Source organism: Hyphomicrobium sp. (assembly GCF_041674905.1).
Lineage (GTDB): Bacteria > Pseudomonadota > Alphaproteobacteria > Rhizobiales > Hyphomicrobiaceae > Hyphomicrobium_B.
Genome location: NZ_JBAYUV010000001.1, coordinates 20,336 through 43,979 on the forward strand (window position 1 = coordinate 20,336; position 23,644 = coordinate 43,979).

General features: G+C 59.6%; 27 protein-coding genes. 12 read left to right on the forward strand and 15 right to left on the reverse strand.

Annotation, left to right across the window (positions count from 1 at the left end):
• Position 1: 1 nt before the first annotated feature.
• The 4 genes from WC026_RS00090 to WC026_RS00105 all read right to left on the reverse strand — a co-directional run bounded on the left by WC026_RS00090 (position 2) and on the right by WC026_RS00105 (position 3,645).
• Positions 2-766, reverse strand: a complete 765-nt coding sequence (locus tag WC026_RS00090) for an intradiol ring-cleavage dioxygenase (RefSeq protein ID WP_372708750.1) — start codon at positions 764-766, stop codon at positions 2-4.
• A gap of 130 nt (positions 767-896) precedes the next feature.
• Positions 897-1,211: a chloride channel protein gene (locus tag WC026_RS00095; protein ID WP_372708751.1), complete on the reverse strand. Its 315-nt coding sequence runs from the start codon at positions 1,209-1,211 to the stop codon at positions 897-899.
• 112 nt (positions 1,212-1,323) lie between these two features.
• Positions 1,324-2,535: a glycoside hydrolase family 3 N-terminal domain-containing protein gene (locus tag WC026_RS00100; RefSeq protein WP_372708752.1), complete on the reverse strand. Its 1,212-nt coding sequence runs from the start codon at positions 2,533-2,535 to the stop codon at positions 1,324-1,326.
• 252 nt (positions 2,536-2,787) lie between these two features.
• Entirely contained in the window at positions 2,788-3,645 is an 858-nt protein-coding gene (locus tag WC026_RS00105; RefSeq protein ID WP_372708753.1) for a transporter substrate-binding domain-containing protein, read from the reverse strand.
• A 135-nt stretch (positions 3,646-3,780) separates the two neighbouring features.
• On the opposite strand from WC026_RS00105, the gene WC026_RS00110 reads away from it, so the two are divergent.
• Positions 3,781-5,295, forward strand: a complete 1,515-nt coding sequence (locus WC026_RS00110; protein ID WP_372708754.1) for a glycosyltransferase — start codon at positions 3,781-3,783, stop codon at positions 5,293-5,295.
• A gap of 181 nt (positions 5,296-5,476) precedes the next feature.
• Positions 5,477-6,730, forward strand: coding sequence for a class I SAM-dependent methyltransferase (locus WC026_RS00115; protein ID WP_372708755.1), 1,254 nt, complete (start codon positions 5,477-5,479; stop codon positions 6,728-6,730).
• 18 nt (positions 6,731-6,748) lie between these two features.
• On the opposite strand, the gene WC026_RS00120 is transcribed toward WC026_RS00115, so the two are convergent.
• Positions 6,749-6,895, reverse strand: a complete 147-nt coding sequence (locus tag WC026_RS00120) for a hypothetical protein (RefSeq protein ID WP_372708756.1) — start codon at positions 6,893-6,895, stop codon at positions 6,749-6,751.
• Positions 6,896-7,285: 390 nt separating this feature from the next.
• Between WC026_RS00120 and WC026_RS00125 the strand changes: the two genes are divergently transcribed.
• The 3 genes from WC026_RS00125 (at position 7,286) to WC026_RS00135 (ending at position 10,135) form a co-directional block, all read left to right on the forward strand.
• A complete protein-coding gene (locus WC026_RS00125; protein ID WP_372708757.1) occupies positions 7,286-8,752 on the forward strand; it encodes a phenylacetate--CoA ligase family protein in 1,467 nt (488 codons plus the stop codon).
• Between the two features lie 321 nt (positions 8,753-9,073).
• Positions 9,074-9,574, forward strand: a complete 501-nt coding sequence (gene rnk, locus WC026_RS00130) for a nucleoside diphosphate kinase regulator (protein WP_372708758.1) — start codon at positions 9,074-9,076, stop codon at positions 9,572-9,574.
• A 231-nt stretch (positions 9,575-9,805) separates the two neighbouring features.
• On the forward strand, positions 9,806-10,135 hold the full coding sequence (locus WC026_RS00135; RefSeq protein ID WP_372708760.1) for a hypothetical protein: 330 nt from the start codon (positions 9,806-9,808) through the stop codon (positions 10,133-10,135).
• A 42-nt stretch (positions 10,136-10,177) separates the two neighbouring features.
• Here the strand turns inward: WC026_RS00135 and ybaK are convergent, their stop codons facing one another.
• Positions 10,178-10,657 (reverse strand): Cys-tRNA(Pro) deacylase, encoded by a 480-nt coding sequence (gene ybaK, locus WC026_RS00140; RefSeq protein ID WP_372708761.1) that lies wholly within the window; start codon positions 10,655-10,657, stop codon positions 10,178-10,180.
• Positions 10,658-10,863: 206 nt separating this feature from the next.
• Here ybaK and WC026_RS00145 point away from each other — a divergent pair, with 206 nt between their 5' ends.
• Positions 10,864-11,046, forward strand: a complete 183-nt coding sequence (locus WC026_RS00145) for a hypothetical protein (RefSeq protein ID WP_372708762.1) — start codon at positions 10,864-10,866, stop codon at positions 11,044-11,046.
• A gap of 10 nt (positions 11,047-11,056) precedes the next feature.
• Here WC026_RS00145 and WC026_RS00150 read toward each other — a convergent pair whose 3' ends face one another.
• Together WC026_RS00150 and WC026_RS00155 are read right to left on the reverse strand one after the other, a co-directional pair.
• A complete protein-coding gene (locus WC026_RS00150; protein ID WP_372708763.1) occupies positions 11,057-12,232 on the reverse strand; it encodes an NnrS family protein in 1,176 nt (391 codons plus the stop codon).
• Positions 12,233-12,351: 119 nt separating this feature from the next.
• Positions 12,352-13,059 carry a Crp/Fnr family transcriptional regulator gene (locus tag WC026_RS00155; RefSeq protein WP_372708764.1) on the reverse strand — a complete coding sequence of 236 codons (708 nt, stop codon included), beginning with the start codon at positions 13,057-13,059 and terminating at the stop codon, positions 12,352-12,354.
• Between the two features lie 124 nt (positions 13,060-13,183).
• On the opposite strand from WC026_RS00155, the gene WC026_RS00160 reads away from it, so the two are divergent.
• From WC026_RS00160 to WC026_RS00170, 3 genes are all read left to right on the forward strand, one after another.
• Positions 13,184-13,660 carry a hypothetical protein gene (locus tag WC026_RS00160; protein ID WP_372708765.1) on the forward strand — a complete coding sequence of 159 codons (477 nt, stop codon included), beginning with the start codon at positions 13,184-13,186 and terminating at the stop codon, positions 13,658-13,660.
• 147 nt (positions 13,661-13,807) lie between these two features.
• Positions 13,808-14,230 carry a response regulator gene (locus WC026_RS00165; protein WP_372708766.1) on the forward strand — a complete coding sequence of 141 codons (423 nt, stop codon included), beginning with the start codon at positions 13,808-13,810 and terminating at the stop codon, positions 14,228-14,230.
• 6 nt (positions 14,231-14,236) lie between these two features.
• Positions 14,237-14,671 carry a response regulator gene (locus tag WC026_RS00170; protein WP_372708767.1) on the forward strand — a complete coding sequence of 145 codons (435 nt, stop codon included), beginning with the start codon at positions 14,237-14,239 and terminating at the stop codon, positions 14,669-14,671.
• Here the strand turns inward: WC026_RS00170 and WC026_RS00175 are convergent.
• Together WC026_RS00175 and WC026_RS00180 are read right to left on the reverse strand one after the other, a co-directional pair.
• On the reverse strand, positions 14,668-16,194 hold the full coding sequence (locus WC026_RS00175) for a DHA2 family efflux MFS transporter permease subunit (RefSeq protein WP_372708768.1): 1,527 nt from the start codon (positions 16,192-16,194) through the stop codon (positions 14,668-14,670). The two genes, WC026_RS00170 and WC026_RS00175, sit on opposite strands and share 4 nt — an antisense overlap.
• Complete coding sequence (locus WC026_RS00180; RefSeq protein WP_372708769.1) at positions 16,181-17,146, reverse strand: efflux RND transporter periplasmic adaptor subunit; 966 nt, start codon at positions 17,144-17,146, stop codon at positions 16,181-16,183. The genes WC026_RS00175 and WC026_RS00180 overlap by 14 nt, the downstream gene beginning before the upstream one ends.
• Positions 17,147-17,360: 214 nt before the next feature.
• On the opposite strand from WC026_RS00180, the gene WC026_RS00185 reads away from it, so the two are divergent.
• Positions 17,361-17,795: a hypothetical protein gene (locus WC026_RS00185; RefSeq protein ID WP_372708770.1), complete on the forward strand. Its 435-nt coding sequence runs from the start codon at positions 17,361-17,363 to the stop codon at positions 17,793-17,795.
• Positions 17,796-17,840: 45 nt separating this feature from the next.
• Here WC026_RS00185 and WC026_RS00190 read toward each other — a convergent pair whose 3' ends face one another.
• The 5 genes from WC026_RS00190 to WC026_RS00210 form a co-directional block, all read right to left on the reverse strand.
• Entirely contained in the window at positions 17,841-18,065 is a 225-nt protein-coding gene (locus WC026_RS00190) for a hypothetical protein (protein ID WP_372708771.1), read from the reverse strand.
• 78 nt (positions 18,066-18,143) lie between these two features.
• Positions 18,144-18,344, reverse strand: coding sequence for a hypothetical protein (locus WC026_RS00195; protein WP_372708772.1), 201 nt, complete (start codon positions 18,342-18,344; stop codon positions 18,144-18,146).
• A 497-nt stretch (positions 18,345-18,841) separates the two neighbouring features.
• A complete protein-coding gene (locus tag WC026_RS00200) occupies positions 18,842-19,210 on the reverse strand; it encodes a hypothetical protein (protein WP_372708773.1) in 369 nt (122 codons plus the stop codon).
• 131 nt (positions 19,211-19,341) lie between these two features.
• Positions 19,342-19,539 carry a CsbD family protein gene (locus WC026_RS00205; RefSeq protein WP_372708774.1) on the reverse strand — a complete coding sequence of 66 codons (198 nt, stop codon included), beginning with the start codon at positions 19,537-19,539 and terminating at the stop codon, positions 19,342-19,344.
• A gap of 690 nt (positions 19,540-20,229) precedes the next feature.
• Complete coding sequence (locus WC026_RS00210; protein ID WP_372708776.1) at positions 20,230-20,511, reverse strand: hypothetical protein; 282 nt, start codon at positions 20,509-20,511, stop codon at positions 20,230-20,232.
• Positions 20,512-20,897: 386 nt separating this feature from the next.
• On the opposite strand from WC026_RS00210, the gene WC026_RS00215 reads away from it, so the two are divergent.
• Complete coding sequence (locus WC026_RS00215; RefSeq protein WP_372708777.1) at positions 20,898-21,830, forward strand: SMP-30/gluconolactonase/LRE family protein; 933 nt, start codon at positions 20,898-20,900, stop codon at positions 21,828-21,830.
• Between the two features lie 54 nt (positions 21,831-21,884).
• Positions 21,885-23,642: a PQQ-dependent sugar dehydrogenase gene (locus tag WC026_RS00220; protein WP_372708778.1), complete on the forward strand. Its 1,758-nt coding sequence runs from the start codon at positions 21,885-21,887 to the stop codon at positions 23,640-23,642.
• Positions 23,643-23,644 lie beyond the last annotated feature (2 nt).

Sequence of the window (23,644 nt, forward strand, 5' to 3'; positions counted from 1 at the left end):
CTCAAAGCCCGAGCATACGGCGGAGAAACCCGCGTTCTGCATGGTCGGCGGCTTCGCCCGTCCTGTCGACGCCGATGAGCAGCGCCGCGACGACCGCATCTCCGTCCTGGTTCACGGCAAGGACGGTGCCGCCGCCGTCGCGCTCGCCGCTGCGGAAAATGCCGTCCTCGTCGTTGGTCGTGTCGGCGATAGCGCGCAATTTATACGGCTCGTATGTCGTGTAGATCCGTGCGCTGAATTCATCCGGAAAATAGACCTGCGCCGTCGCGACCCGCTTGTCGCCGATAAAGAGTTTGACGTGGATGTGCGGCGTGCGCCCCGGATACCAGCCCGGATAGATCGATTGGAATCTGACGTAGCCATCAGCGTCGGTCGTCTGCGTACCGCGTAGGAAGCTCTCGCCCTTCGTGGATACGCTGCGGCCAGCACCTTGGCCCGCGTAGCCGGAATAGAAGCCGTCCGCATCGGCGTGCCAGACGTCGACGCGTGCGTTCGGGATCGGCGCGCATGTGCCGCTCTCGATGATGCGCAGTTCAAGGCGCAACGGCACGCCCGCTCGCCCGTCCGCGATATCGGACCGAACGAACTTCGGGTCGAAATAGAAGGGGCCTTCCACGGCCTGCGGAAACAACCGGCACTGACCCGGCGGTTGATCGGCTGCCGCAGGCGTTGCCTCGGCCGCGTGAACGGTCTCCGCCAGAACGGCCGTCGCGGGTGCGGCGAGGACCGTACACAGGGCTTGTCGTCGCGATAAAAATCTCGTCATAGGGAACGTCATGTCTCCAATGTGGCGATGGGTTGGAGACGTTTCCATCCCTACGGCAAATGAAGCCGGTTCTTCTGTCGGATTTTTGTCAGACGGCGCGGTACGGCATTCGGCCTGCAAGCTGACGACGTCAGCGTTTCAATTTTGCGATCAGCAGGGGAACGGCGCCGAGCGCCACAAGCGCGCCGCCGCCGCTAGCCAGCGCCGCGTTGAGCTGCCCGTCGCCCAAGGTTGCGACGATTGCTGAAAAGACCAGGGCGAAGACGGCCGCATCGGCCATTGCGTAGGCCAGCGGCCAAGTGCGCATGTCGGCGGCGTCGAACGGCTCGTCGAGGCGCATCATGTGTAATTTGCGCAGAATGATCCACGCGCCGATGCTGCCGATCATCAGCACAGGGACGATGACGGAGCTGCGGACCAGAAATCCATGGACGATGTCGAGCATGGCGGCTCTCCTTTGCGAGTCCATGTCAGGGCCCGCGCAAGCAGCAGACCTTGCACCATTGCCGACTGGAGACTGTTCCCGAGGGAACAGTCGGGCCGAGGTTAGCTGCCGATCAATTTGCCGGAGGCGCGTGCGGAGGCTCCTGCTGCGCATGCTGCGGAGAAGCAGCTTGCGACGGGGAATCGTCCACGAAGATATACTTTGAAAGCCGCTCGCGCGCCTCGATCTGACGAGCCTGATCGATTTCATGGCCGGTGTCGGCTTCGATCAATGCCGATAGGACGGCGTCGTAATATTGCGCGGCGTCGGAAAGGAGCAGCAGGTCGACGCCCGCATTGACGGCTTTGACTGCCGCGCCGCCGAGGCCGTCCTTCGAGCGTGTCACGGCGCCCATGCCGAGGTCGTCGGTGATGAGCAGCACATCGCCGTTCGTTCGCGCCCGGATAAATCCGTTGATGACCTCGCCGGAGTAGGATGCGGGCGTTTCCTTGTCGGCGGCGGTGACACGCACATGCCCGATCATCGTCGCGATGCCGGGCTTGCCCATCAGGCGGCGAAATGGAAGCCAGTCGCTGAGCTCGAGCTGCGCGGTGGTCGCCGATATTTCGCCCGTCACGACGTGGGTATCGCGCGCGACGCGTCCGAGACCTGGAAAATGCTTCAGCGTGCAGATGATGTCGAATTTAACCAGCGTGTCGCAATACCAGCCGGCAACCTTAGCGACGAGATACGGGTTGCTATCGATGGCGCGCCAGAAGAGCTGCGTTTCTCCGTCGTTGCGTCGCGACGATCCGAGTCTGAGGTCGACCACCGGCCCGAAATTCATCGTAACGCCGAGACGCTCGAGCCCCTGCGCTTGAACCTCGGCATAGGCGCGGACGGATTTCTCGCGCTCCTCATCGGTTTTGAGATTGGCGACGAGCGCGCCGAGCGATGGCTGCTGCTTCAATGGCGGCGACAGGCGCGACACGTACCCGCCTTCCTGGTCGGCGGCGACGATCAGCCGGGGCAGTCCTTGCGCTTTGCGAATGTCCTGAAGACTCTGGATGTCCTTCGCGACGTCATCGGCCTTGCGCCCGCGGACGTTGTGATCGGTGATGAAAATACCGGCGACGGCGCGTTTCTCGACGAGCGGCCGTACTTCATCGAAGCGCTGAAATCCGACGATGATGCGGCGTCCAAGACGTTCGAGACGCTCCGGATCGGAGGCAAGGATTTCGGCGCGTGTCAGGAGTTTCAGCGGCCGTTTCGGCGGCAGCGGTGCAGCGGGCGTGCCTGCAGCCTGTGATCCGACGGCCGCAGCCGCCTTGCTGCGGGCGCGCATGGCAGCTCGGTGTCGTGCTCGATTTCGCGCCCAGTATGTTTTTTTCTTCGCCGACACGTGGCTTCGATAGGATCGCGCGTCGGCCGCCCCCGGAGGCAGCGCTACAAGCGTTGCGAGGAAGGCAAAACCTATGACTGCGGCGGTGAAGCTACGGAGCATCGCCGACCATGATAGCCTGCAGACGGCTAAGATTGAGGCAGAGCATCGAATTTAGGTTGCTTTTCCGATACCGGCGTCACGCAACGCTTAATATCAATAAATTCTGACCGGGAAATACCGTTGCACAAGCTCCTCGAAGCGGCCGGAAGCCCGCACCCGGTCCAGCCCCTTATTGAGCAGCAGCCTGATCTGGGGATCGTTCTTGGGAACGGCAATGGCTAAGCCGTCACCGAAAAATTTCGGTTCGAGATAAGGGCCTCCGCGCATTTCACAGCATTGGCGCGAGAGTGTGCCGTTCAGCCAGAAGGCCAGCGATATGCCATCGTCGAAGATGAAATCGGCCTTGCCGGCCGCCAGCGCCTCGCGCGCGAGGTCGGCATTTTCGAAGACGACCAGCGGGCTGTCGCGAAAGAAGGCCTTGAGGAACGCTTCGTGCGCCGTGCTCCGGGCGACCGCGATCCGCTGGCCGTCGAGGCCGCTCGGTGTCATTTCGACCTTGGGCGAGTCCTTACGGCCGGCAAAACGGCCCGGTGTGTGGAAGTACCGGTCCGTGAATTCGACGTCTTTCAGCGCGGCGGGCGTCACCCGGTGTGCTGCAATCACCGCGTCGGCTTCACCGTTCTTGAGGCCGCCGAAAAGCTCATCCCAGGGCCGTGCCTTGATATCGCACGAGGTGTTGAGTTCGAGGCAGATCGCCCGCGCGAGATCGACGTTGAAGCCGATCAACACGCCGTCTTCGTCGTAGAAATCGAACGGTGGGAAGTCGCTGTCCGTCAGGAACCGGATGACGACCCGCCGGGTGGCAGCCTCGGTTTGCTGCGGCGCGGCCCGGGTATCGCTGAGCGACGGAAGCGTTTTTGCGTTCTGTGCGACAGCCCATCCGCCGAAGTCCGCAAGCGCTATCGCCAGCAGCACGGCAGACAGTCGAGCGACGTGCGGTCCGATTTTCATTTGCACTGCACTATAAGTGATGGCTTGCGACGAAAATGAGATTCGCAGTCTTAGTCCCGTTGCTGGTTCCAAACCAGAGCATATACTCCGCGCCCAGTTAACCCGGTGGAACACGGGATCGGCTTGGGGGCGTCCATGTCCACGGTGGAAAACGAGAGGCTGCGGCCTCGTCGGCCGAGCGAGCCGCCGCGCGCCCCGCCGCGCCCGCCGGTTCCTTGGGAGCCTTTCCTGCGTGCCATTCGGCGGCTCGATCGCGCAGTGAATGATCTGCGCCGTCGCGCACCGGATTTTTCGGCGGCGACCCCGTTTCCAATCTGGCAGCAGACGGTCATTCTTGCCGTCACCGCGATGTTCACGGCCGCGCTCATTCTGATCGATGAGGCGGCCTTCATCCTGTGGTGGCTCGCGCTCGCGCTTCCGTTTCTGTTGATTGCGAGCATCCGCATGGTCGCCGTTTGGTACGTCCTCAGGCGGCAACCGAAGTACCGGCGCAGGCCGGTCGACGACCGCCGCTTCGATGCCCGGCTTCCGACGTTTTCGGTGCTGATCCCCGTGTACAAGGAGGAGACTATCATTCCGGGTTTGGTCGCGGCGATGCACCGGCTGGATTACCCGCTCGATCGCTTTGAAATCTTGTTTATCACCGAGGAGCACGATCTTCCGACCCGGCATGCCTTGCTCAAGACGGGTCTTGCCCCAAACATGCGCGTCTTGACTGTGCCCGCTGGCGAGCCGCAAACGAAGCCGCGTGCGCTGAACTACGCATTGCAGGAAGCCCGCGGAATTTTAATCTCTGTCTATGATGCGGAGGACATCCCCGACCGCGATCAGCTTCGCCGGGCGGCCGACGCTTTCATTGCAGGCGGACCTCGGTTGGCCTGCGTGCAGGCACAACTCGCGATCTATAATGCGAAGCAATCTTTTTTTAGCCGGCAGTTCGCTCTTGAATACAAGGCTCTGTTCAGTGGCCTGTTGCCGGCGCTCGCCTTCCTCAAGCTGCCGATCCCGCTTGGCGGGACCTCCAATCACTTCCGGCGCGATCTTTTATTGAAATGCGGCGGATGGGACCCCTTCAACGTTACCGAAGATGCCGATCTCGGCATTCGCATTGCGCGATTGGGCTACGACGTCACGGTCATCCGATCGGAAACGTCGGAAGAAGCTCCGGCGGCCTGGCGGACGTGGCGCGGACAGCGTACGCGGTGGATCAAGGGCTGGATACAGACGTATCTGGTTCACATGCGTCATCCTACGAGGCTGTGGCGTGACCTCGGAACCTGGCAGTTCTTGGGCTTCCAGGTGATGATCGGCGGCATGATCTTATCGATCCTCGTCCATCCATGGTTTTACATTCTGCTCGCGGAAGGCGCGCTCAGCGGCAGCGAGTTGGCGCCGGCCAATTCCGTTCTGCGATGGATTTTCGGAGTACATCTGACGATCGGTTATGGAGCAGCGTGGCTGCTGACGATCGTGACGGCGCGCGGGTCCATATCCGGGCTCTGGGCGGCCGTGTGGCTGCCCATCTATTGGCTGGCGATATCGTGGGCGGCTTATTGTGCGGTGATCGATTTGATCTTCAGGCCCTTTCATTGGGAAAAGACGGCCCACGGCGCAGGCGCCAGCCACAGGATTGCTTTGCCGAAATCCTGATCGCTTCAGTCATCACTAACGTCACTTTACCGGCACCCGCCGATATGTTGAATGCCGCCTATACTATTGGAAAACAGGATTTGAAACGCTAGGTCTATAAGACGGCAGCCCGCCATGGAACTCGGAGGCGCCGCGCGATGTTCAAGCTCGCGGCGCAGCATTCGATGCTGAGGTGATCGACATGAAGCTTGCACTTCAATCTTTGCTCAATAGCTGTATTCGACGCGGATCGTTGACCCTCGTTTTGCCTAGCGGCGAGCGGCTGGAAGCTGGTGACGGGTCAGGACAGCCACTGACGATGACGTTGACGGACCGCCGCGCCGGGCGGCAGCTTGTCCTCAATCCGGAACTCGCTTTCGGCGAACTTTATACCGACGGGCGCCTGCTCGTTTCAGGCGGCTCGATCTACGATGTTCTCGAACTGCTCGGGCACAATCTCGATGCTCTGTCGCCGCCGCAGATCGGACGAGTTCGTCACGCGTTGCGTACGGTGTTCGAGGGCTGGCGGCAGCGCAATTCCGAAAAACTTGCGCGGACCAATGTCCATCATCACTACGACATCGACGACCGCATTTATTCGCTCTTTCTGGATTCCGACCGGCAGTATTCGTGCGGATATTTCGCATCCGAGAAAGTGAGCCTCGAAGAAGCGCAGCTCGCAAAGAAGCGGCACATCGCGGCCAAGCTGCTTGTTTCTCGAGGCGCGTCCGTTCTCGATATCGGCAGCGGCTGGGGCGGTCTGGCGATCTATTTGTCGGACGTTTGCGGAGCCGACGTAACCGGTCTGACGCTTTCGCCCGAGCAGCTCAAGGTTTCCGAGCGGCGCGCGAAAGAAAGAAAGCTGGCCGACCATATTCAGTTCCGCCTGCAGGACTATCGCGCTCTCGATTGTGCCTTTGATCGTGTCGTATCCGTCGGCATGTTCGAGCATGTGGGGGCGCGAGACTACGATACGTTCTTCAGCGTAGTCCGGCGCAATTTGAAGGACGACGGGATCGCGCTTTTGCATTCCATCGGTCGCCTCGACGGCAAGAGCCCGACGAACCCGTGGTTCGAGAGGTACATTTTTCCTGGAAGTCATGTTCCGTCACTGGCCGAAGTCCTACCGTCGATCGAGAAATCCGGATTGATTGTTACGGACATTGAAATTCTCAGACTTCATTATGCCGATACGCTGGCCGCATGGCGCAGCCGGTTTCTTAGTCATCGCGATGAGGCGAAAGCTGTTCTCGGCGCCAGGTTCTGTCGCATGTGGGAATTCTATCTCGCATCCGCCGAAGCCGGATTCCGTTACGGCGGACTGATGGTTTTTCAAATTCAGCTCGCAAGGAAACTCGACACCGTTCCACGCACGCGCGACTACATCGCGACCGCAGAAGCGCGGCTCCGCCAAACTGAACAGGCGAAGGCTGCTTGCCCAATAGCTGCGGAGTAGACGTCGATTTCAGCTTCATCAAGCGATCAGCGCAAATCCCAATCCGATGATGATCGCGAACGTCGAAAGCACGAACGCCGATATCAAAGCGACAAATAGAAAATAACCGTCCGACTGATCCGGATCGGAAAGGTTGAGCCAATGCTTTGGAAAAAGATTGTGCATATGACGGAACTCAAATCACCCCAAGTTATCTCAGGGCTTGCGAACAAACGGAGCAAACTCGGGAAGGCGGGGTGGAGTTCCGCATTTCAGTCCACCGCCAGTGCGATAATTTTGCGCGTGTCGAAAAAACGACATGAGATGCGCTGGCATTGGAAGGTCGTTGATTATCTGTGATAACGCCCCGCATTGCGCTAAAATAGCCAGAACCAGGAACTCCCGACCCGCACGCCGCGTGCATATTCGCAAAGGTCATTGGCGTCCGGAATTCACTCACCTTGAGCAATCGAACCGAATTTCAACGCGGAATTTCTGACGCGGCGCGTTCGTCGCAAGACCGGCGGTCGTGACTCGTAGTATCGCTAGTTCCAATTCGATCGAGAGGTTTTCCTGATGGGCGTTTTGGCTGCGGCCTCAGAATTGCTCGAACTCAGCACGAAGCTGCACAAGCTCATCCCACCTCGGTCCGGTGATATCGACCGGACGATGGAACTCCGAGAGCAGAGGCTTCGTCATCTCCTCCGCTACGCAAGCGAAAAGTCTCCTTTCCATCGCCGGCGATTGCAGGGGATCGATCTCGAAACCTGTCACATCGAGGATCTGCCGACACTCAGTAAGTCCGAGATGATGGCAAATCTCGATGACGTCTTTACCGACAGGTCCCTGCGACGAGAGGATATCGAAGCTTTCATTTCCGATCACGCCAATCTCGGTGTCTATTTCAAAGGCAAATACGCGCTCTGCCACACGTCAGGCAGCCAGGGCCAGCCGGCTCTGGTCGTGCAGGACAAGCACGCCATCATCACGAGCTTTGCCGCGCAATTCGCGCGCGGCAATAAAGTCAAACGCAAATTCCTGCCTCACATCGGGCGGCTCGTAAATCCGGCGCGGATGGTCATCATCACGCAGCGGCCGGGCTTCTATCCGAGCAGTACGTTTTTCAATTATTTTCCGCGCGTGGCTGAGCCGTATATCAAACTTCAGCGCATGTCGGTCTTCGATCCGATCGAAGAGATCGTGCAGCGCCTCAATGATTTCCAGCCGACCTTCATCACCGGCTACACGAGTTCTCTGGAATATCTGGTCCGTGAGCAGGAAGCGGGCCGGCTAAGGCTTCGCGAAGGCGGCAAGCTCGAGCAGATGAACAGCATGAGCGAGCCGCTTCCGGCAGCCGTCGCCGAGCGCATCGAGAATGCTTTTGGCGTGCATGTCACGAACAGTTACAGCATGGCGGAATGCATGGCGCTTAGCTGCGGCTGCCCCGTTTGCCGTGGCAGTCATCTCAACAGCGATCTTGCCATTCTCGAGATCGTCGACGCAAACAATCGTCCGGTTCCGAAAGGCACGCCGGGCAGCAAGGTCCTGCTGACCAATCTCTATAATCTCGTTCAGCCGATCATTCGCTACGAGATCGATGACATCGTCACGATGAGCGCGACCCCTTGCGCCTGCGGAAACCTGTTGCCGCTGATCGAGTCCGTTGGCGGACGCGCGAAGGACCAGCTTTGGATCGAGATCAACGGACGAAGCCGCGATCTGCCCATCTATGTTTTTCTCGCGGCTCTCGATAACGAAACGAACCTTGCCGAGCACCAGATCCTCCAGACGGGGATCAATACGTTTGTTCTGCGCGCCGCGGCACAGCCCGGCAAAGCGCTATCGGTGGAGCGACTGCGGTCCTACGTGCATCAATCACTCGCGAGCGAAGGGATAGCCGACGTGGTCAATCTCGAAATCGAACTGGTTGAGCGAATCCTGCCCGATAAGTCCGGCAAGGTCAGCCGCGCGAAGAACTTGTACGGTCCGGCTCCCGACGACGGAGAGCCCGCACCCGGCAATTCATCGCGCGTCATCGCCTGAGCAGGCGACTGTTACGGGCGGCATCCAGACGGCGGTTCGCATAGAGCAGGCACCTATTGGCGTGGCCCGGCTTGACAAAATTTGGCAAGCGCCCATTTTATGAGCATGTCCAAGGTAAGCGCCACATTTCTTCGGATTCATCGGCTCACGGAAGTGTAGCCCCTGGTGCTCGGCCATGCGCGCCCCGAGCCTGGGGGTACGTGCTTAGCCGAAGCGAGCGAGGCCTCTTTAGAGGCATCCCACAATAAACATCGATGTGACTGGCCCGGCGCGGAGTCTGCGCTGGTTATCCGCATGTCAGCTCAGGAAAGATAGGACGCTATGGTCCACTCGAATGAAGGCGTTTCGAAGCCTCGTATTGTCGTCAGCGACACCGATTTCAAGCGTCTGACCGATCTCGCGCTCGGCGCGATCGACCGGCTTCCAGAGGTTGCCCAGGAACTTGAAATCGAGATGGGCAGGGCCGAAGTCGTGCACGCCGCGGCGCTTCCCGCGAATGTCGTACGCATGGACTCGATCGTCGAATTCCGAACGGATTCCGCGCAGCAGCGTCGGGTGAAATTGGTCTTCCCGGGCGAAGCGGATATTTCCCAGGATAAAATTTCGGTCATGACGCCGATTGGCGTGGCTCTCATCGGCCTCGCCGCGGGGCAGTCGATCACCTGGACCGCACGCGACGGCAAGCAGCATACGCTGACGGTCATCGCGGTCGAGCAGCCGGACGAGGCACCAAGCGTCATTGCGTTTGCGGATCGGCGAAAGGTCGCTTCGAAGAGGACGGCGGCGGGGGATGATGATCCCGGCCCGCCGCGAGCCGCGTAACCGCCGAAGAAGCCGGGAAAACCTCCTGTGTCTCGGACATGATCATGGTAGGGTGTGTGCGTTGCATTCGCCCTGCTTTCGGCTGCCTTGCCTTTGCCAGTGGGAGCCACGGTTGACGGTGACCCGTTCGCCGCAATTCACGAAATTCTTTCGTGTGCTCGCATTCTCAAATTGACACCGCAACCCGGGCATGGAGCTATCCGCCGAATGTATGGAACGGGGAGTATTTTCATGTACCGACAATTGTGTGTTGCGCTGCTCATCGGCCTTGGCATGGCGGCACAGACGACCAATGCCGACGCGCGCTGGAACAAGCGCGGAGTGTGCAAACCGGTTCTCGAAGGCGTTGCGACCGGCAAGGGGTTATTCGGCGAAGGCAGTGCGCGCGCTCGTCAGGCTGCGGTGGACAATTGGGAAGCCGCCGTTGAGAACCAGTACGGCCGGCTCTTTGCGAACTTCGATCGTGCGGCGAGCGTGCGTTGGGATTGCGCGAAGAACGCGCTGATCACCGCAAAATGCGTCGTCGTTGCGCGGCCATGCGCTTCGCGCATCAGCGGCTAACAGAAAAGCTTGCGGAGGTCGGCACGCTGATCGGATATCGCTTCATGCCGTTGCGATCAGCGACGCCGCCTTGGCGCCAAGAACCAGGACGATCTGTTTGGGGTCGAGCTTGATCTGAAGTCCGCGCTGGCCGCCGTTGACGAAAACGCTCTCGAGAGCGAGAGCCCGCTCTTCCAGCACCGTCGGAACATTGCGTTTTTGACCGAACGGACTGATGCCGCCAACTTTGAAGCCGGTGATGCGCTCCGCATCGGCCGGCTTCATCATCTGCGCGGACTTTGCTCCGAGGGCATGAGCCAATTTCTTCATCGAGAGTTCGCAGTCGGATGGCAGCACCGCACAGGCCGGTGTGTTGTCGGCCATGAGCATGAGCGTTTTCAGGACGTGACCCGCAGGTACGTCAAGTGCGCTCGCGGCTTGAATCCCGATACGGTCCGCGCTGGGGTCGTAATCATAGGAATGCAATGAATACGTGACGCCGCTTCGGTCCAGCATTTCGGTTGCGCGCGTCGTTTTTGACATTCGAAATTCTCTGAAGCAACGCGCCACCCGGCTGAAAGCAAAGCCTCGGGCGCGGCAAAAACATCGTTCGAAAATAACCTCTCGTTCGTCTCACGCAACAACGACCCCGTTCAGCGGAGGCTTGATGTCAAGGCGAGAGCTGGGCAATCTGCAGGCTGGCGCGCCATGTGAGTCGACGCGTTTCTGACGTCAACCGGAGACCGGGAATGACAGTTTGGATCTTTGCAGTCCTAGCATTCGTAGTATCCGCGTTCGTCGTCGTCGCGCGCAGGCGGCGGACGGATAAACGCCAGTTCGATGATCGAAGCGACGTGACCAAGATGGTTTTGGCGGCCGACCGCCGGCGTAAGGACGCCAACGCCGCGCTACGCTTCATGCGCGAAAAGTGAGTGTGTTCGCCTAGCGGAGCGCGTCGATCCGTGGTGATAGGAGCATCGGACCGTAGTAGACGACGAAAATCCCAAAGCTCACGATCCATAACACGCCGGAAAGCGAAACCAGGGGCAGGTAGAACGAAGGCAGGCAAGCCGCTGCTATTCTTGTTAAAGTCGCAAGTGTGATCGCGGCATAGGCCGTCGTTGTGATGGCGTCGGCGTGAAGCATTCGCCCGGTATGCCCGAGAGAGACCCGGCTCATTACGGCAAGCACCATTGTTCCCATGGCTCCGGCCGTCAACGCGTGGATCGCCGCCGGTTCCGGAACGTGGTCGCCGATAATGCTGGCGCCGAGTAGCGCCGTGCCGATCACGATCCAGAGATAGCCGAGATGAAGGATCGCCAGCAGCGGCTCCGAGGTCGTTGCGATGCCGTGCCAGCGCGCGAGGCGCCAGGCATTTAAGGCAGCACCAGCCAGCAGAATGACGCCGGATGCAGGAGAGGCTGGGAAAAAGACCCAGCCCAGCAGGCCGAGCGCGAGAACCGCGATAGCAACGGCGTCGAAGCGACCCGCGGGCGCGGGGAGTTTCTCGGCTTTGCGCACCGCGAGCCAGTTGCGCGTGAAGGCTGGGATGATCCGTCCCGCGATCACCGATATCAGAAAGACCACGGCCGTGATGGCGAGACGCCGTCCCAACCCAGCCGGCACGGCGACGCCGAGAGCCTCGAGATGTGTGAGGACATTCGCAATCAGAAGCACGGCGATCGGAACCGGCATGATGAGATTGCGCGGGTTGCCGGCAAGCACGATCTCGCGCGCCACGATGAGACAGAGCGCGAGAAGAAACATGGAATCGACGGCGACGCCGAGCCAGACCGGCAGCAATGCGGACCCGAAACAGGCGATGCGCCCCGCCACCCAAAGCACGACCAGCCCGATGAGCGGGAGTCCGCGGACCGGCGCTCGCCCTGTCCAGTTCGGGATCGCCGTCAAAAGAAATCCCGCGATCGCTGCCGGAATAAATCCGAACAGCATTTCATGCGCGTGCCAGTCGACGGGCGAAAATCGGCTCGGCAACGTCAGGCCTTGCGTGAGGACGAATATCCACAGCGCCAGCGCCAGCGTCGCCCACAGACTGGCGGCGAGAAACAGCGGACGAAATGCAATCGTCCAAACCGCCGTGCTTTTCTTGCCGGCCACCGCCGTCGTTCCCACAGCGCGTCCCTTTCGTGGTATCTTCGGGAAATTGTTTTCCTTGCGTCACGGATACGGGCAACGATACCGGAGCGCTTTGTTGCTCCGCAAACCTCGCACCGAACTCAAACGGTCTCGTTGTCGCCGACCCGTTGGATCTCGGAAATTTTGGCGATGGTCAGATGCTGGTCGCGTGTCACCAGCCAGCCCGCTTTCTCCCAAGTCGTCAGGACGCGGCTGACCGAAAATAGCGTCGTCCCGCAGATGTCGGCGATGTCCTTGCGGCGCAAAGGAAAACTGATTTTCACGCCGTCCGGAGTATCTCGACCCGCCTGCCTGGAGAGCCTTAGAAGCGTATGAGCAATGCGGCGCTCGACGGGCTGCGTGGAAAGCTCTCGCAGCCGGTTCTGCGCTTCCTGGATGCGCTTTCCGACGATTTTCAGCGCATTGATCGCGATCTGCGGATGGGCGCTCATCAGCTTGAGGAGATCGGCTTCGCTCCAACTGAACTCGATGGCATCGGTCAGCGTATCGGCATCGGCCGGATATTTACCATCGGTGAACAGAGCTACCGTGCCGAACATTTCGCCCGGCCCGATGAAGCGAATGACGATCTGGCCACCATCGCTCCCGGTCTGCGCGATACGGACGCTGCCTTCCACCAGAAGGTGCGCTCTCACGTATCCGTCGCCCTGGTTAAAAATGCGGGTATCACGGGCCAGCGCGCGGCAGCGGGTGACCGCGATCACATCGTCGAGGACGGGCGCCGCAAGCCCCTCGAATAAAACGAGCGATGACAAGTCGTTGCGCGAAAATTGCGGGCCAGGCTTCATGGTGCTGCCACCCTAGCCGTTTCCTCTGGCTCTGGGGAGCCTTTTGCGCCAACGCAAACGGACGAGGATAGGAACCACATAGCCTACCGATACCGTAGGCTGAGCCATAACCGGCTGTGACACGATGAATGACGTGATTTTAGCCCGCGCGCTGCATGTTCTGGCCGTTGTGGTTTGGATCGGCGGCGTTGCAATGGCAACTGGCATCATCTTGCCTGCGGTTCGCCGGGGCGATCTCGGCCCCGACCGGCTGAAGGCGTTCAGCGCGATCGAACGTCGCTTCAAGCCGGTGGCTCGCACTGCCGTCCTGATCGTGGGCCTGAGCGGGCTTTATATGGTTGTCCGCCTCGACATATGGGACCGCTTCACGTCGGCCGAATACTGGTGGATGCACGCGATGGTCGGCGTCTGGCTGCTGTTCGCCTTTGTGCTTTTTATCGCTTCACCATTCATTCTGCATGGCCGGTTCCGGCGCTGGGCGACCGAAAGGCCGGACATCGCGTTTCCATGGCTGGAGCGGGCACACTGGGTGCTCCTCGTGCTGGCGCTTATCGCGACGTTCGGCGCGGTGACCGGGAGCCATGGATGGACGGCATTTTGATCGGCTCACCACGCCGCAGCGGAAGCCGCAATGAATTTTTATAACCCCTCCAAATAACCATCCGGGTCAGGGAACTTTATCCTCGTTAATGCATTTAACGACTTACCTCCTGGAATGCTAAGTGCTGGGAAGGGGGTGAGGGTGGAGATGGCCGACGCGGCTCTTGCAGAAATGAGGGGGGCCTCAGCAAACTCCCGGATTCTTCTGGTCGAGGACGAGATCTTGATCCGCCTTGCGATGGCTGATGATCTTCGTCACGCGGGATTTATTGTCATAGAGGCGTCAAACGCTGATGAAGCCCTGAACGTCTTGAATACCACACCTGATATTGCACTCGTCGTCACCGATATTCGTATGCCTGGACGCATGGACGGCGTCGGGCTCGCAAACTGGGTTCGGCGTCACGCGCCGCTGATCAAAATCGCGATCGTTTCTGCGAACGTAGAAATCGGAATGGATCGGGCCTTCGATGCTGTTTTGTCCAAACCCGTTCTGCCGTCGGACCTGATCGCGCGTGTGCGAAAGTTGCTACCGCCAGCGGAACAACAGTCGAGTGATGAAAGCCGTTAGGGCCTCGTGATCGAGCTTGAAACAAAAAACAGTGATGCGACTGTCCTCGTTGTCGACGATGACATCCTCGTCCGCACGCCAATTGCCGCTTATCTGCGTCATTGCGGATACCGTGTCGTTGAAGCTGCCGGCAGCGCCGAAGCTCTGACCGTTTTGCGCCAGATGGACATGAAAATCGATGTCGTTCTGACGGAAGTTGAACTGGAATCCGGCACTGGCGGCTTCGCGGTAGCCAAGTGGGTTCGCGAGAACCGGCCCAACGTGGAAGTCGTCATTGCAGGTTCGCCCCGGCGAGCGGCGGAGCAGGCAGGGGAGCTTTGTTCGAAAGGCCCGCATCTCAAAAGGCCATACGAGCACGCGCTCGTTGAAATGGAGATCCGCAATCTTTTGGCGGGGCGGCGTAAGCTTGCGGAAGAAGCCGAATCTTCCGGCGATGTTTAGATCGGCGAACGCCTCGGAGCATCGCCTTGCTTCTTCAGAAGAAGCACGAGCGGAATGAGCAGCAGGAAGCTCAACGTCACGAAGCCGAACGCTTCGATGAAGCCGATCATGGTCGCTTGCCGGCCGAGTTCCACCGCCAAAATCTGCATCGCACTCGGATCGGGCACGGTGAGGCCGGTTGCGTCCTGCCAAGACGAAAGTGCCGGGTTATAGGGATTGATCCCCGCGCCGAGGCTCTGCCAATTTGAGTGGCTTGCACGCGTCAGCACGGTCGCCGCGATCGCGATACCGATCGAACCGCCGATCGTGCGCGCGAGATTGAAGATGCCCGCGGCCTGGTCGGTTGCCTCTTGCGGTAGCGTTTGGTACGCGAGCGTTGAAAGCGGCACGAAGATCATGCCCATTCCGAGGCCCTGCACGATGCCCGGCGCGATGATCCAGAACACGTCGACATCGAGATTGTACCACGTGGTCGCGTAGGTGCCGGAGGCGGCAAGCGTCAGTCCGATGAGAACCAGCCATCTGGGCTCGAAGCGATTGATGGTCGTGGCGACGAACACCATGCCCATCGCGACCGCGATACCGCGCGGCGCCATGACGAGACCGGCGGTGCCCGCCGGATAGCCGAGCAGATGCTCGAGGAACAATGGTTGCAAGGCAATCGTGCTGAGCATTCCGACGCCGAAAGCCATGATCATGAATGTCGCCGTTGCGAGATTGTGGTCTCGCAGAAGACTGAGCCGCAGGATGGCATCCGGCCGATTGTAACTCCGGACCGTGAACGTGATCAGGCAGAACGCCGAGACGAAGATCAAGGCGATGATGAAATTCGATTGCAGCCAGTCGTCGCCGTTACCGCGGTCGAGCAGCATTTGCAGACTGCCGATGCCGGTGGCGAGCAGCAATGCGCCGATCCAATCCGCGACCGCGCGCGATTTCGGCGTGTGTTTCAAAAACACGAGGATCATCGCCAGATTGATGAGACCGATGGGCACGTTGATGTAATAGACCCACCGCCAGCCGAGATGGTCCGTGATGAAGCCGCCGACCGTTGGGCCCATAATCGGACCGAGCAGGATTCCGATACCCCAGATGGCCATGGCCTTGCCCCGGTTCCGGGCTTCGAACGTATCGACCATGATGGCTTGCGAGAGAGGTATGACGCTTGCGCCGAATGCGCCCTGCAGAAGTCGGAAAATAACCATCTGGGCCAGCGTCTGCGCTTGGCCGCAAAGCATCGAGGCAACCACGAAGCCCGCGACGCTCACAAAGATGACGTGCTTGCGTCCGAAGCGCGCCGCAAGGAAGCCGCTGGTCGGAATGACGATCGCTTCGGCAACGATGTAGGATGTCAAAACCCAGGTGATCTGATCCGGCGTCGCGCCAAGCGCGCCCATCATGTGGGGCAACGCGACGTTGACGACGGTCATGTCGAGAATGACCATCAGGACCGCGAGAAGCACGGCCGACGCAGTCAGAACCTTTCTGGCCGTGCTTTCAGGAGCGGTGTCAGCGAGCGCCACTGCCGGAGCCCTTGGCTGTGGTATCGACGGTCACCGCTGCCGATGCGCCGATGCGAAGTTCCGGATCACCCGGCTTCGGAGTGAGCGCGATGCGCACGGGAAAGCGCTGTGTCGTCTTCACCCAGTTGCCCGTCGAGTTTTCCACCGGCAGAAGCGAGAATGAGGCGCCGCTGGCGGGACTCACGGCTTCCACTTCGCCGTTGAATTCATGTGATGGAAAAAGGTCGATCGTGACCGTTGCTTTCTGGCCTGCCTCGATCCGCGACAGGTCCGTCTCCTTGAAGTTCGCGTCGACCCACCATTTCGACGTATCGATCAGTGGGAAAAGGCTCATGCCGGCTTTGGCGATCGACCCGGGCCGAACGCGCACTTTCCCGATGATGCCGTCCACCGGAGCTTTGATCGTCGCATGGTCAAGTTCGAGACGCGCCTGATCGACGCCGGCTTGCGCCTGATCGACGTTGGCCTTGGCCGCCGGTGATTGCGCCGCCGGGCCCGTCGCTTGCTGTTGTGCAAGCGTCAGCTTTGCTTCCGCCGCTTTGAGCGCGGCATCGAACGGCGCGGGATCAAGGCGCACGAGAACATCGCCCGATTTGACCGTGGCGAATTCCTTGGCATTGACCTCAGTCACCAGACCGGAGGCCAGCGGAGCGATCGGGACGATATTGGCTTGGATATAGGCATTGTCCGTCGACGGATGCAGCGCCGAATGTTGCCAGTAGGCATAGCCCGCCGCGATGACCGCGAGCGTGGCGATCAGCCCGCCGATCGCCGGCCAGCTCCGCAAAAAATCTCGCTTCTGGACGGCGGGAGTGTTCGCCGCAGAGGCTGGATTGGCTTTGGGCAGAGGTTTCTGCCCTTGCTGCATTTTTGAATTCTTTTGTCCTTGCAGCACCTTTTGGGATGCATCCTGCATGCGGGCCTCGTTCGGCTTGTGGTCGGTAATCGCCATGCGAAATAAAATTCGGCTTTAGCTCAGCAGCGACCTGGGAAGTATAAGGCGGAGTATAGGAAGACGGTTATGATGCGCCCGGCTTTCTATACTTCATCTGCGGCGGTGGCTGGGATCGATTCGTCGCATGGTGTCGGATTTTGTCGGGCGGTCCGGGAACCATCGACGCGGGATGGGCGTCTAGCCTTGGTCAGACGAATGGGAGTTCCGTCCGATGCCTCACTCTTACGATCCTGGTCGGATCGAACCGGCTGTTAAGGTGTTTTGGCGTCGCCGCGCCAGGAGTTTGAGGGCATTTCTAAGTGCACGGGTCTTCCCCCACTTGCCACGGACACCCTCGAAATTAACGCTTTCGCTCACCACCGGAGCCGACGTGAATCCCACCGATCTGCAGATGTGCTGCGAGCGGGCCCTCGACGCGCATACCGTCGAGGATGCGATCTTCTGGCATAGCGAAGTCATCAATGAGCTTTCCGTCGAAATCTTTTCCGTCGCGGCGATGCCCGGCGCAAATGTTAGAAATGAACGGATGCTCGCCGAGCTGACAGATCTCCAAAGTCGCCACGGCGCGATTCTTCATCGGCTGACCGGGATTGTCGCGCGCAATGAGCAACTCATCTGGGAGCCAGCATCGATCTGTAAAAAGTAGAGATTGAGTGGACGCAACGAGAGCAAAATCTGCGCGCTGTGGGACTCAACGAGGAAACACCTTTTCCATCAGCACCTGCCGACGTTTCGATTTGGCGCGCTGTTCCTCGTCGTCGCGGCTTGTGCGAATTTCATGAAGCTTCGTTTTCAACACGTGATAGTCGGCTTCGATCGCAGCCTTCGCCAATCTGATTTCGTGAAATGACCGCTCGTTCGTGATATCCGCGCCGCGGGAGACATGCGCCTTCTGAAGCCGACCGACGGACTTCATAAGGCATTCCAGCCGTGACAGGCACGTTGCTATCGCCGTCTCTCTGCTGCGCACCACGGCTCATGCTCCAATTTGAGATTACGCGGCCTTCGAAGTGCGATAATCGGATGCGTAAACTTCGTCGAGAACCTGATGAAGTTCGTGGCGTGCCTGCTTCAAATGCTCCGAGCAGTCTTCGCGGTTGATCGATGCGGAAAACTCGCCTTTTTTGAGATCCTTCTCGAGATCGCAGACCGCCTTCAGAACATGATAAACTTGGTTGATCGCCTTGTTACGCATGCCGAGCTCCCATGTTCATTCCCTTTATTAACGGCGTAATCCGCCATCGGGTTCCGAGCTGAGGGGCGAAAGCAGCGTTGTGAACGCAGCGCTCGAAATGTTGATCACAATGTCATGGACAGTCGCAACTCGGCCGCATTCGAAACCTGACGTGCGTCTCGTCAACGCGGCTCCGCATCACGCGAGCGATTAACGGAATGCAGATGGCAGCATCGGCGTTCCGTGCACCTCCCCGTTTGCCGGGGGGCGGCGGGGAGGTGTGTTGCGGGCTTGGTAGAGCTCCACTCACGCACAGTTTCGAGAACAGCAGAGGGCTCACATAAAAAACCCCGGCGGACGTTGCCGCCGGGGCTACACCAGCTAGGAGATTGCCGGGACTGGAGAGCCCTGGCAGAAACCATACTGATCGAAAGGCTGCTGTCTTGCGAGCCGTGAATCGGCCAGCTGTCCATCAGGCCTATGCCTTTTGACCTATGCGCCTTCGGCTCGCGTCGTCTCTACTGGCGCATGCAATATTTCGTGTCGGCGACAGCCTCGGCTTCTTCCAGCAGAGCTTCAGCAAGATCTTCGGCTTGCGACACGCTGAGACCGTAAGCGGGCTCGTCCTCAAACCGGAGCATGACGACCGGCTCGTGACGTCCGTGGCCGACGGCGTAGCGTTTTGGAAGCTTCGTCAACCGTCCGGGATGAGCGATGTCGGCGGGCGCGGCTTGCGAGGCGATCGCGACGAGAGCGGCCAGAGCGTCGGGACCGAGGCTGACTGTCTGAACGTGTCCGGCGGCATCTGACAACGCGATTTCCAAACGTGCGGTTGCCCGATCAATCTCAGACTTGGCGATCATGTCGGCGAAAAATGTCTCTGCCATAGCTGCTCTCCCCACCGTCAGAGAGAATCGCTAACAAGATTCGCGCGAAATTTGCGACGCGCGCCGTTCTAACTCACAAAAAGAAAGGCCCGGATGCGGGCCTTTCTCTCAAAATCTGGGGACAATTTGAATTAGAGCCCTTTCGACCAGCTGTCGATTTCCTCTTTCGCCTTGTCCTTGGCGTAGCCGTAACGCTGCTGCAGCACGCCTTCGAGCTGCTCACGATTTCCGTTTACGCGGGCCAGATCGTCGTCAGTCAGATCGCCCCATTTTTCTTTCACTTTGCCGGTGAACTGCTTCCAATTGCCTTCGATGCGATCCCAATTCATCTGCATCCTCCTCTGTTGTTCAACTTATCGAAGGAAGCAACGGTTTGAACGCGAGCTAGTTCCCAATTCAATCTTTCTGCTCTGCCGGTCTGCGGCCGCATGCGGATATGGATGCTGGAGAAGGTTGCAACGCACCGTCGTAACAAACGGATTTATTTCAAATCTTTGGTCTGCGTCGCGCACATTAAGTGCCTGCGCGAATGATGCTTGGAACAAATCGGCATCCTCGTGCATTTGATACACCCGAACATAAGTGCGTTTTTAAACGGCGTTGATTTCGCAGTCACCGCCGTGTTCGAAAGGAGGCCCGATTTGCATCCTTGGATGGCGGTGTGGATATGGTCGATGGCCGTATCGCGTGTTGCACGAGACTCGATGTTTGGCGTTTCGAGCGATTTCGGAGGCGCGCAGTCTGTCGCGCCAGTGAGCCCGGCAATTTGCCTCGGCGATTACTTTCAGTCGGAAATCGTTACCAACCCTCTACCGACGAATTTGCTAGATCGTCTCGCTGACCTTTATTGGACGGAGCGCGAGTCCGAACTCCCCATTTGAACTCCGAAACGGGATCGCATCACCACTTGGCAATTACGCGATCTCGTCGCTCGCGCCTGTTTCAACATTTTCCCAAGCACGCATGAAAAAGCCCCGGTCTCTTACGAGAGCCGGGGCTTACCGTTTTGGCACGGGCTACTAATCGCAGTAGCGGTAGCCATTTCTCCAGTAGCAATCGCGTTCGTAAGCGCCGGCTGCGCCCGCAGCGATAGCGGCGCCGATGCCGAGCGCGATCCAGCGCCCATTGCGCCAGTATCCGCGACCACGACGATGGTGTCGTCCATAATTGCCGTGATTGCCGTTGTAGGAATAGTGCTTGCCACGATATTGGCGCGGACCGGCATCGGCAGCCGGAACGGTGGCGACCATCGCGAACGCCGCGGCTCCAACAGCAGCAATCGAGCAAAGGTATTTTCTCATCTGTGCCTCTTATCTCCTGGCCGGGAACGTCGCTCCCGTTTCTGCGAGCAAAACGCCTCGGAGCGAAATTAGTTGCCGCCTGCGACCGTCTCCCGCAAGTGTTATTATTCCTAAATTTGCTTTATCTCGGCGCGGTCTGCAGTTCTTCGGCGCGCATTTCTTTCATGCGAGCCCGCCTCCATCTCGCGGTATGTAGCGAGCGCCCGCCGCAACTATAAAGCGTATGACGCATTTCAGTGTCTTAATAGCCATATCGTTATGGCTGATACGCATGATCGTGCATTGTCGCAAGCCATGGCTCTCGGCAATGCTGCGCGGCCGCGATGAACCTAGGAGCAAATGACGAAATGATAATCGACAGGCTAACTCTGGCTAAAGCCGCTGCGATGATAGTCGCGGGAGGATTTCTGATCTCGACCGCGTCCGCGGAAGATTTGAAGCAGGTTCCACTACCCGGAAACAGCGTCTATCCTGAAAGCATAGCAGCGGCGTCGGACGGGACGCTGTATGTGAGTGGGCTTTCCTCGGGCGGCGTTTTTCGCATTCAACCCGGCGCGGCCACGGCGGAAGAGTGGATCAAGCCCGGCGCATTCGACACCCGCTCGACGTTCGGGGTGCTCGTCGATGAGGCGAAGGGATTGCTTCTCGTCTGCTCGAATGATGCGTCGGGCATCGGCGTCCCGGGACCCGGCGCCGCGAAAGGCGCCGTCATCAAAGGCTTCGACCTGAAGACGGGTGAAGGCAAGCTGAGCGTTGCATTTCCAAAAGACGGCAGCATTTGCAACGATTTTGCGATCGCTCAGGACGGATCGATTTTCGCCACCAACACATCGTCGCCGCAAATTTTGCGGCTGAAGCCCGGAGCATCCGAACTTGAAGTCTGGCTAGAAAGTGCGGATTTCAATCAGCCGAAAGAAGGTGCAGGCCTCGATGGCATTGCGTTCGGAAGCGACGGCAATCTTTACGTCAACACCTACACCAACGGCGAATTGTATCGCGTCGATGTCAAGGACGGTAAGCCGGGCAACATCACGAAGCTCAAGACATCGCGGCCGCTGAAGCTCGCTGACGGCTTGCGTTCGACCGGTGAGCAGACGTTCATCATGGCTGAAGGTAGCGGCAGCATCGATCGCCTGACGGTCAAGGGCGACGAGGTCACTGTTGATACCATCAAGGACGGTCTCGCCGGTCCGACGTCTGTTGCACTTGTCGGCAATACCTATTGGGTGCCTGAGGGCCAGCTCGCCCACCTTTTTGATGCTAAAAGCGGACCTCCGCGTCTCCCGTTCAGGATCGTTGCCGTTCCCGCAGGCCAGTAAATCGGCCGCAACGGAACCTCGACGCTTGAACAGAACGAAGCAAGGAGTGGTAAGATGGCTATTCGTTTAATGAGCCGTGGCGCCTGTTGTGCGTTGATCGGCGGAGCGGTGTTCGCGGTGCAGCCGCTTGCCGCTCCGTCCGCGTACAGTCAGGAAAAAGATTGTCCCGCATCGGAAGCGGGGATCACGCTGCCCAAGGGCTTCTGCGCAACGATCTTCGCGGACAAGGTCGGGCACGCGCGCCAGGCCGTGGTCGCGCCGGACGGGACGCTCTATCTCAACACCTGGAGCGGCGTTTACTACAACAACGATACGCCGCATGAGGGCGGGTTTCTGGTTGCGTTGAAAGACACGAAAGGAACCGGCAGCGCCGATGTCGTCTCGCGCTTCGGACCGACGTTCGCGGAAGGCGGCCACGGCGGCACCGGTATCGCCCTTTATAAAAACTGGCTCTATGCCGAGATCAACGATCAGGTCGTGCGCTACAACGTGAGCAAGGGCGCGCCGTCCGCCGACGCCAAGCCTGAGATCATCCTGAGCGGCATGCCGATCACCGGCGATCATCCGATGCATCCGATCGCGATCGATGCCGACGGCAACTTGTTCGTTGCGATGGGCTCGGCGACGAACACATGCGAAGTCAAAAACCGCATGCCGCATTCGCCAGGCAAAGATCCCTGCATCGAGCTCGAAACGCGGGGTGGAATCTGGCGCTACGACGCGAACAAGCCGGGACAGGTTTTCTCGGCCAAAGAGCGTTATGCGTCGGGCATTCGCAATTCCGAAGGTCTGGATTTCGATGCGGCCGGCCGTTTCTATTCCACGCAGCACGGCCGCGACCAGCTGCATGAGAACTGGCCGAAACTGTATACGGCCGCGCAGGGCTTCGAGCTTCCCTCTGAAGAAGTCATGATCATCAAGAAGGACGCGTCGTACGGCTGGCCCAAGTGCTACTACGATCCGGCTCAGAAGAAGTTGGTGCAGGCGCCGGAATACGGCGGCGATGGCGGCAAGAAAATCGGTGACTGCGATAAGGCGGAAGGACCGATCGCGGCCTATCCCGCGCACTGGGCTCCGAACGATCTCAAGATCTATAAGGGCACGCACTTCCCGAAAGCTTACGAGGGCGGCGCCTTCATCGCATTCCACGGATCGTGGAATCGCGCGCCCTCGCCGCAAGCGGGCTATAACGTCGTGTTCCAGCCTTTGGCCGACGGCAAGCCGTCCCGAGACTACGTCGTCTTCGCGGACGGGTTCGCCGGTCAGCACAAGGATCCGGGACGCGCCGCGCATCGTCCGTCGGGGCTCGCCGTCGCGCCGGACGGAGCGCTTTTCATAACGGACGACGCGGGCGGCCGTGTCTGGCGCGTGACCTTCGTCGGCGATGCAGGCGTTGGCGTCGAAGCTGCGCCCGCCCCCGTGATCTCGGCGAAAACGTCTCCCAATGCATCACCGCCGGAAGGTGTGCATCCTGACGCGGGGAAAGACGCGGCATTGCCTGTGCCGGAAGGCGCAACAGCCGAACAGGTTGCACTCGGCAAAAAGATCTTTCACGGCGAGGTGGCGGGCGCAACGTGCTCCGGCTGCCACGGAGCGGACGGGATCGGAACGCCGGTTGGCCCGGCGCTCGACGCCGGCAAGTGGTTGTGGAGCGACGGTAGCCTCGCCGCCCTCACAGGCACCATCAAGGACGGTGTGCCCGAGCCGAAGCAGCATCCGGGCGCCATGCCTCCGATGGGCGGCGTGCAGCTCTCGCAAGCCGATCTGACGGCGGTCTCAAGCTATGTTTGGGCCATCGGCCACCGCAAGTAGCT

What these genes read in the sequence shown, in the direction of transcription:
- WC026_RS00100 (WP_372708752.1), bottom strand. Translation starts at nt 2,535, where the DNA reads ATGCGCGCCCGCAGCAAGGCGGCTGCGGCCGTCGGATCACAGGCTGCA.
- WC026_RS00090 (WP_372708750.1), bottom strand. Translation starts at nt 766, where the DNA reads ATGACGAGATTTTTATCGCGACGACAAGCCCTGTGTACGGTCCTCGCC.
- WC026_RS00190 (WP_372708771.1), bottom strand. Translation starts at nt 18,065, where the DNA reads ATGAAGTCCGTCGGTCGGCTTCAGAAGGCGCATGTCTCCCGCGGCGCG.
- rnk (WP_372708758.1), top strand. Translation starts at nt 9,074, where the DNA reads ATGGTCCACTCGAATGAAGGCGTTTCGAAGCCTCGTATTGTCGTCAGC.
- WC026_RS00115 (WP_372708755.1), top strand. Translation starts at nt 5,477, where the DNA reads ATGAAGCTTGCACTTCAATCTTTGCTCAATAGCTGTATTCGACGCGGA.
- WC026_RS00105 (WP_372708753.1), bottom strand. Translation starts at nt 3,645, where the DNA reads ATGAAAATCGGACCGCACGTCGCTCGACTGTCTGCCGTGCTGCTGGCG.
- WC026_RS00110 (WP_372708754.1), top strand. Translation starts at nt 3,781, where the DNA reads ATGTCCACGGTGGAAAACGAGAGGCTGCGGCCTCGTCGGCCGAGCGAG.
- WC026_RS00205 (WP_372708774.1), bottom strand. Translation starts at nt 19,539, where the DNA reads ATGAATTGGGATCGCATCGAAGGCAATTGGAAGCAGTTCACCGGCAAA.
- WC026_RS00195 (WP_372708772.1), bottom strand. Translation starts at nt 18,344, where the DNA reads ATGCGTAACAAGGCGATCAACCAAGTTTATCATGTTCTGAAGGCGGTC.
- WC026_RS00185 (WP_372708770.1), top strand. Translation starts at nt 17,361, where the DNA reads ATGCCTCACTCTTACGATCCTGGTCGGATCGAACCGGCTGTTAAGGTG.
- WC026_RS00180 (WP_372708769.1), bottom strand. Translation starts at nt 17,146, where the DNA reads ATGGCGATTACCGACCACAAGCCGAACGAGGCCCGCATGCAGGATGCA.
- WC026_RS00160 (WP_372708765.1), top strand. Translation starts at nt 13,184, where the DNA reads ATGAATGACGTGATTTTAGCCCGCGCGCTGCATGTTCTGGCCGTTGTG.
- WC026_RS00145 (WP_372708762.1), top strand. Translation starts at nt 10,864, where the DNA reads ATGACAGTTTGGATCTTTGCAGTCCTAGCATTCGTAGTATCCGCGTTC.
- WC026_RS00210 (WP_372708776.1), bottom strand. Translation starts at nt 20,511, where the DNA reads ATGAGAAAATACCTTTGCTCGATTGCTGCTGTTGGAGCCGCGGCGTTC.
- WC026_RS00165 (WP_372708766.1), top strand. Translation starts at nt 13,808, where the DNA reads ATGGCCGACGCGGCTCTTGCAGAAATGAGGGGGGCCTCAGCAAACTCC.
- WC026_RS00215 (WP_372708777.1), top strand. Translation starts at nt 20,898, where the DNA reads ATGATAGTCGCGGGAGGATTTCTGATCTCGACCGCGTCCGCGGAAGAT.
- WC026_RS00120 (WP_372708756.1), bottom strand. Translation starts at nt 6,895, where the DNA reads ATGCACAATCTTTTTCCAAAGCATTGGCTCAACCTTTCCGATCCGGAT.
- WC026_RS00220 (WP_372708778.1), top strand. Translation starts at nt 21,885, where the DNA reads ATGGCTATTCGTTTAATGAGCCGTGGCGCCTGTTGTGCGTTGATCGGC.
- WC026_RS00200 (WP_372708773.1), bottom strand. Translation starts at nt 19,210, where the DNA reads ATGGCAGAGACATTTTTCGCCGACATGATCGCCAAGTCTGAGATTGAT.
- WC026_RS00155 (WP_372708764.1), bottom strand. Translation starts at nt 13,059, where the DNA reads ATGAAGCCTGGCCCGCAATTTTCGCGCAACGACTTGTCATCGCTCGTT.
- ybaK (WP_372708761.1), bottom strand. Translation starts at nt 10,657, where the DNA reads ATGTCAAAAACGACGCGCGCAACCGAAATGCTGGACCGAAGCGGCGTC.
- WC026_RS00125 (WP_372708757.1), top strand. Translation starts at nt 7,286, where the DNA reads ATGGGCGTTTTGGCTGCGGCCTCAGAATTGCTCGAACTCAGCACGAAG.
- WC026_RS00135 (WP_372708760.1), top strand. Translation starts at nt 9,806, where the DNA reads ATGTACCGACAATTGTGTGTTGCGCTGCTCATCGGCCTTGGCATGGCG.
- WC026_RS00095 (WP_372708751.1), bottom strand. Translation starts at nt 1,211, where the DNA reads ATGCTCGACATCGTCCATGGATTTCTGGTCCGCAGCTCCGTCATCGTC.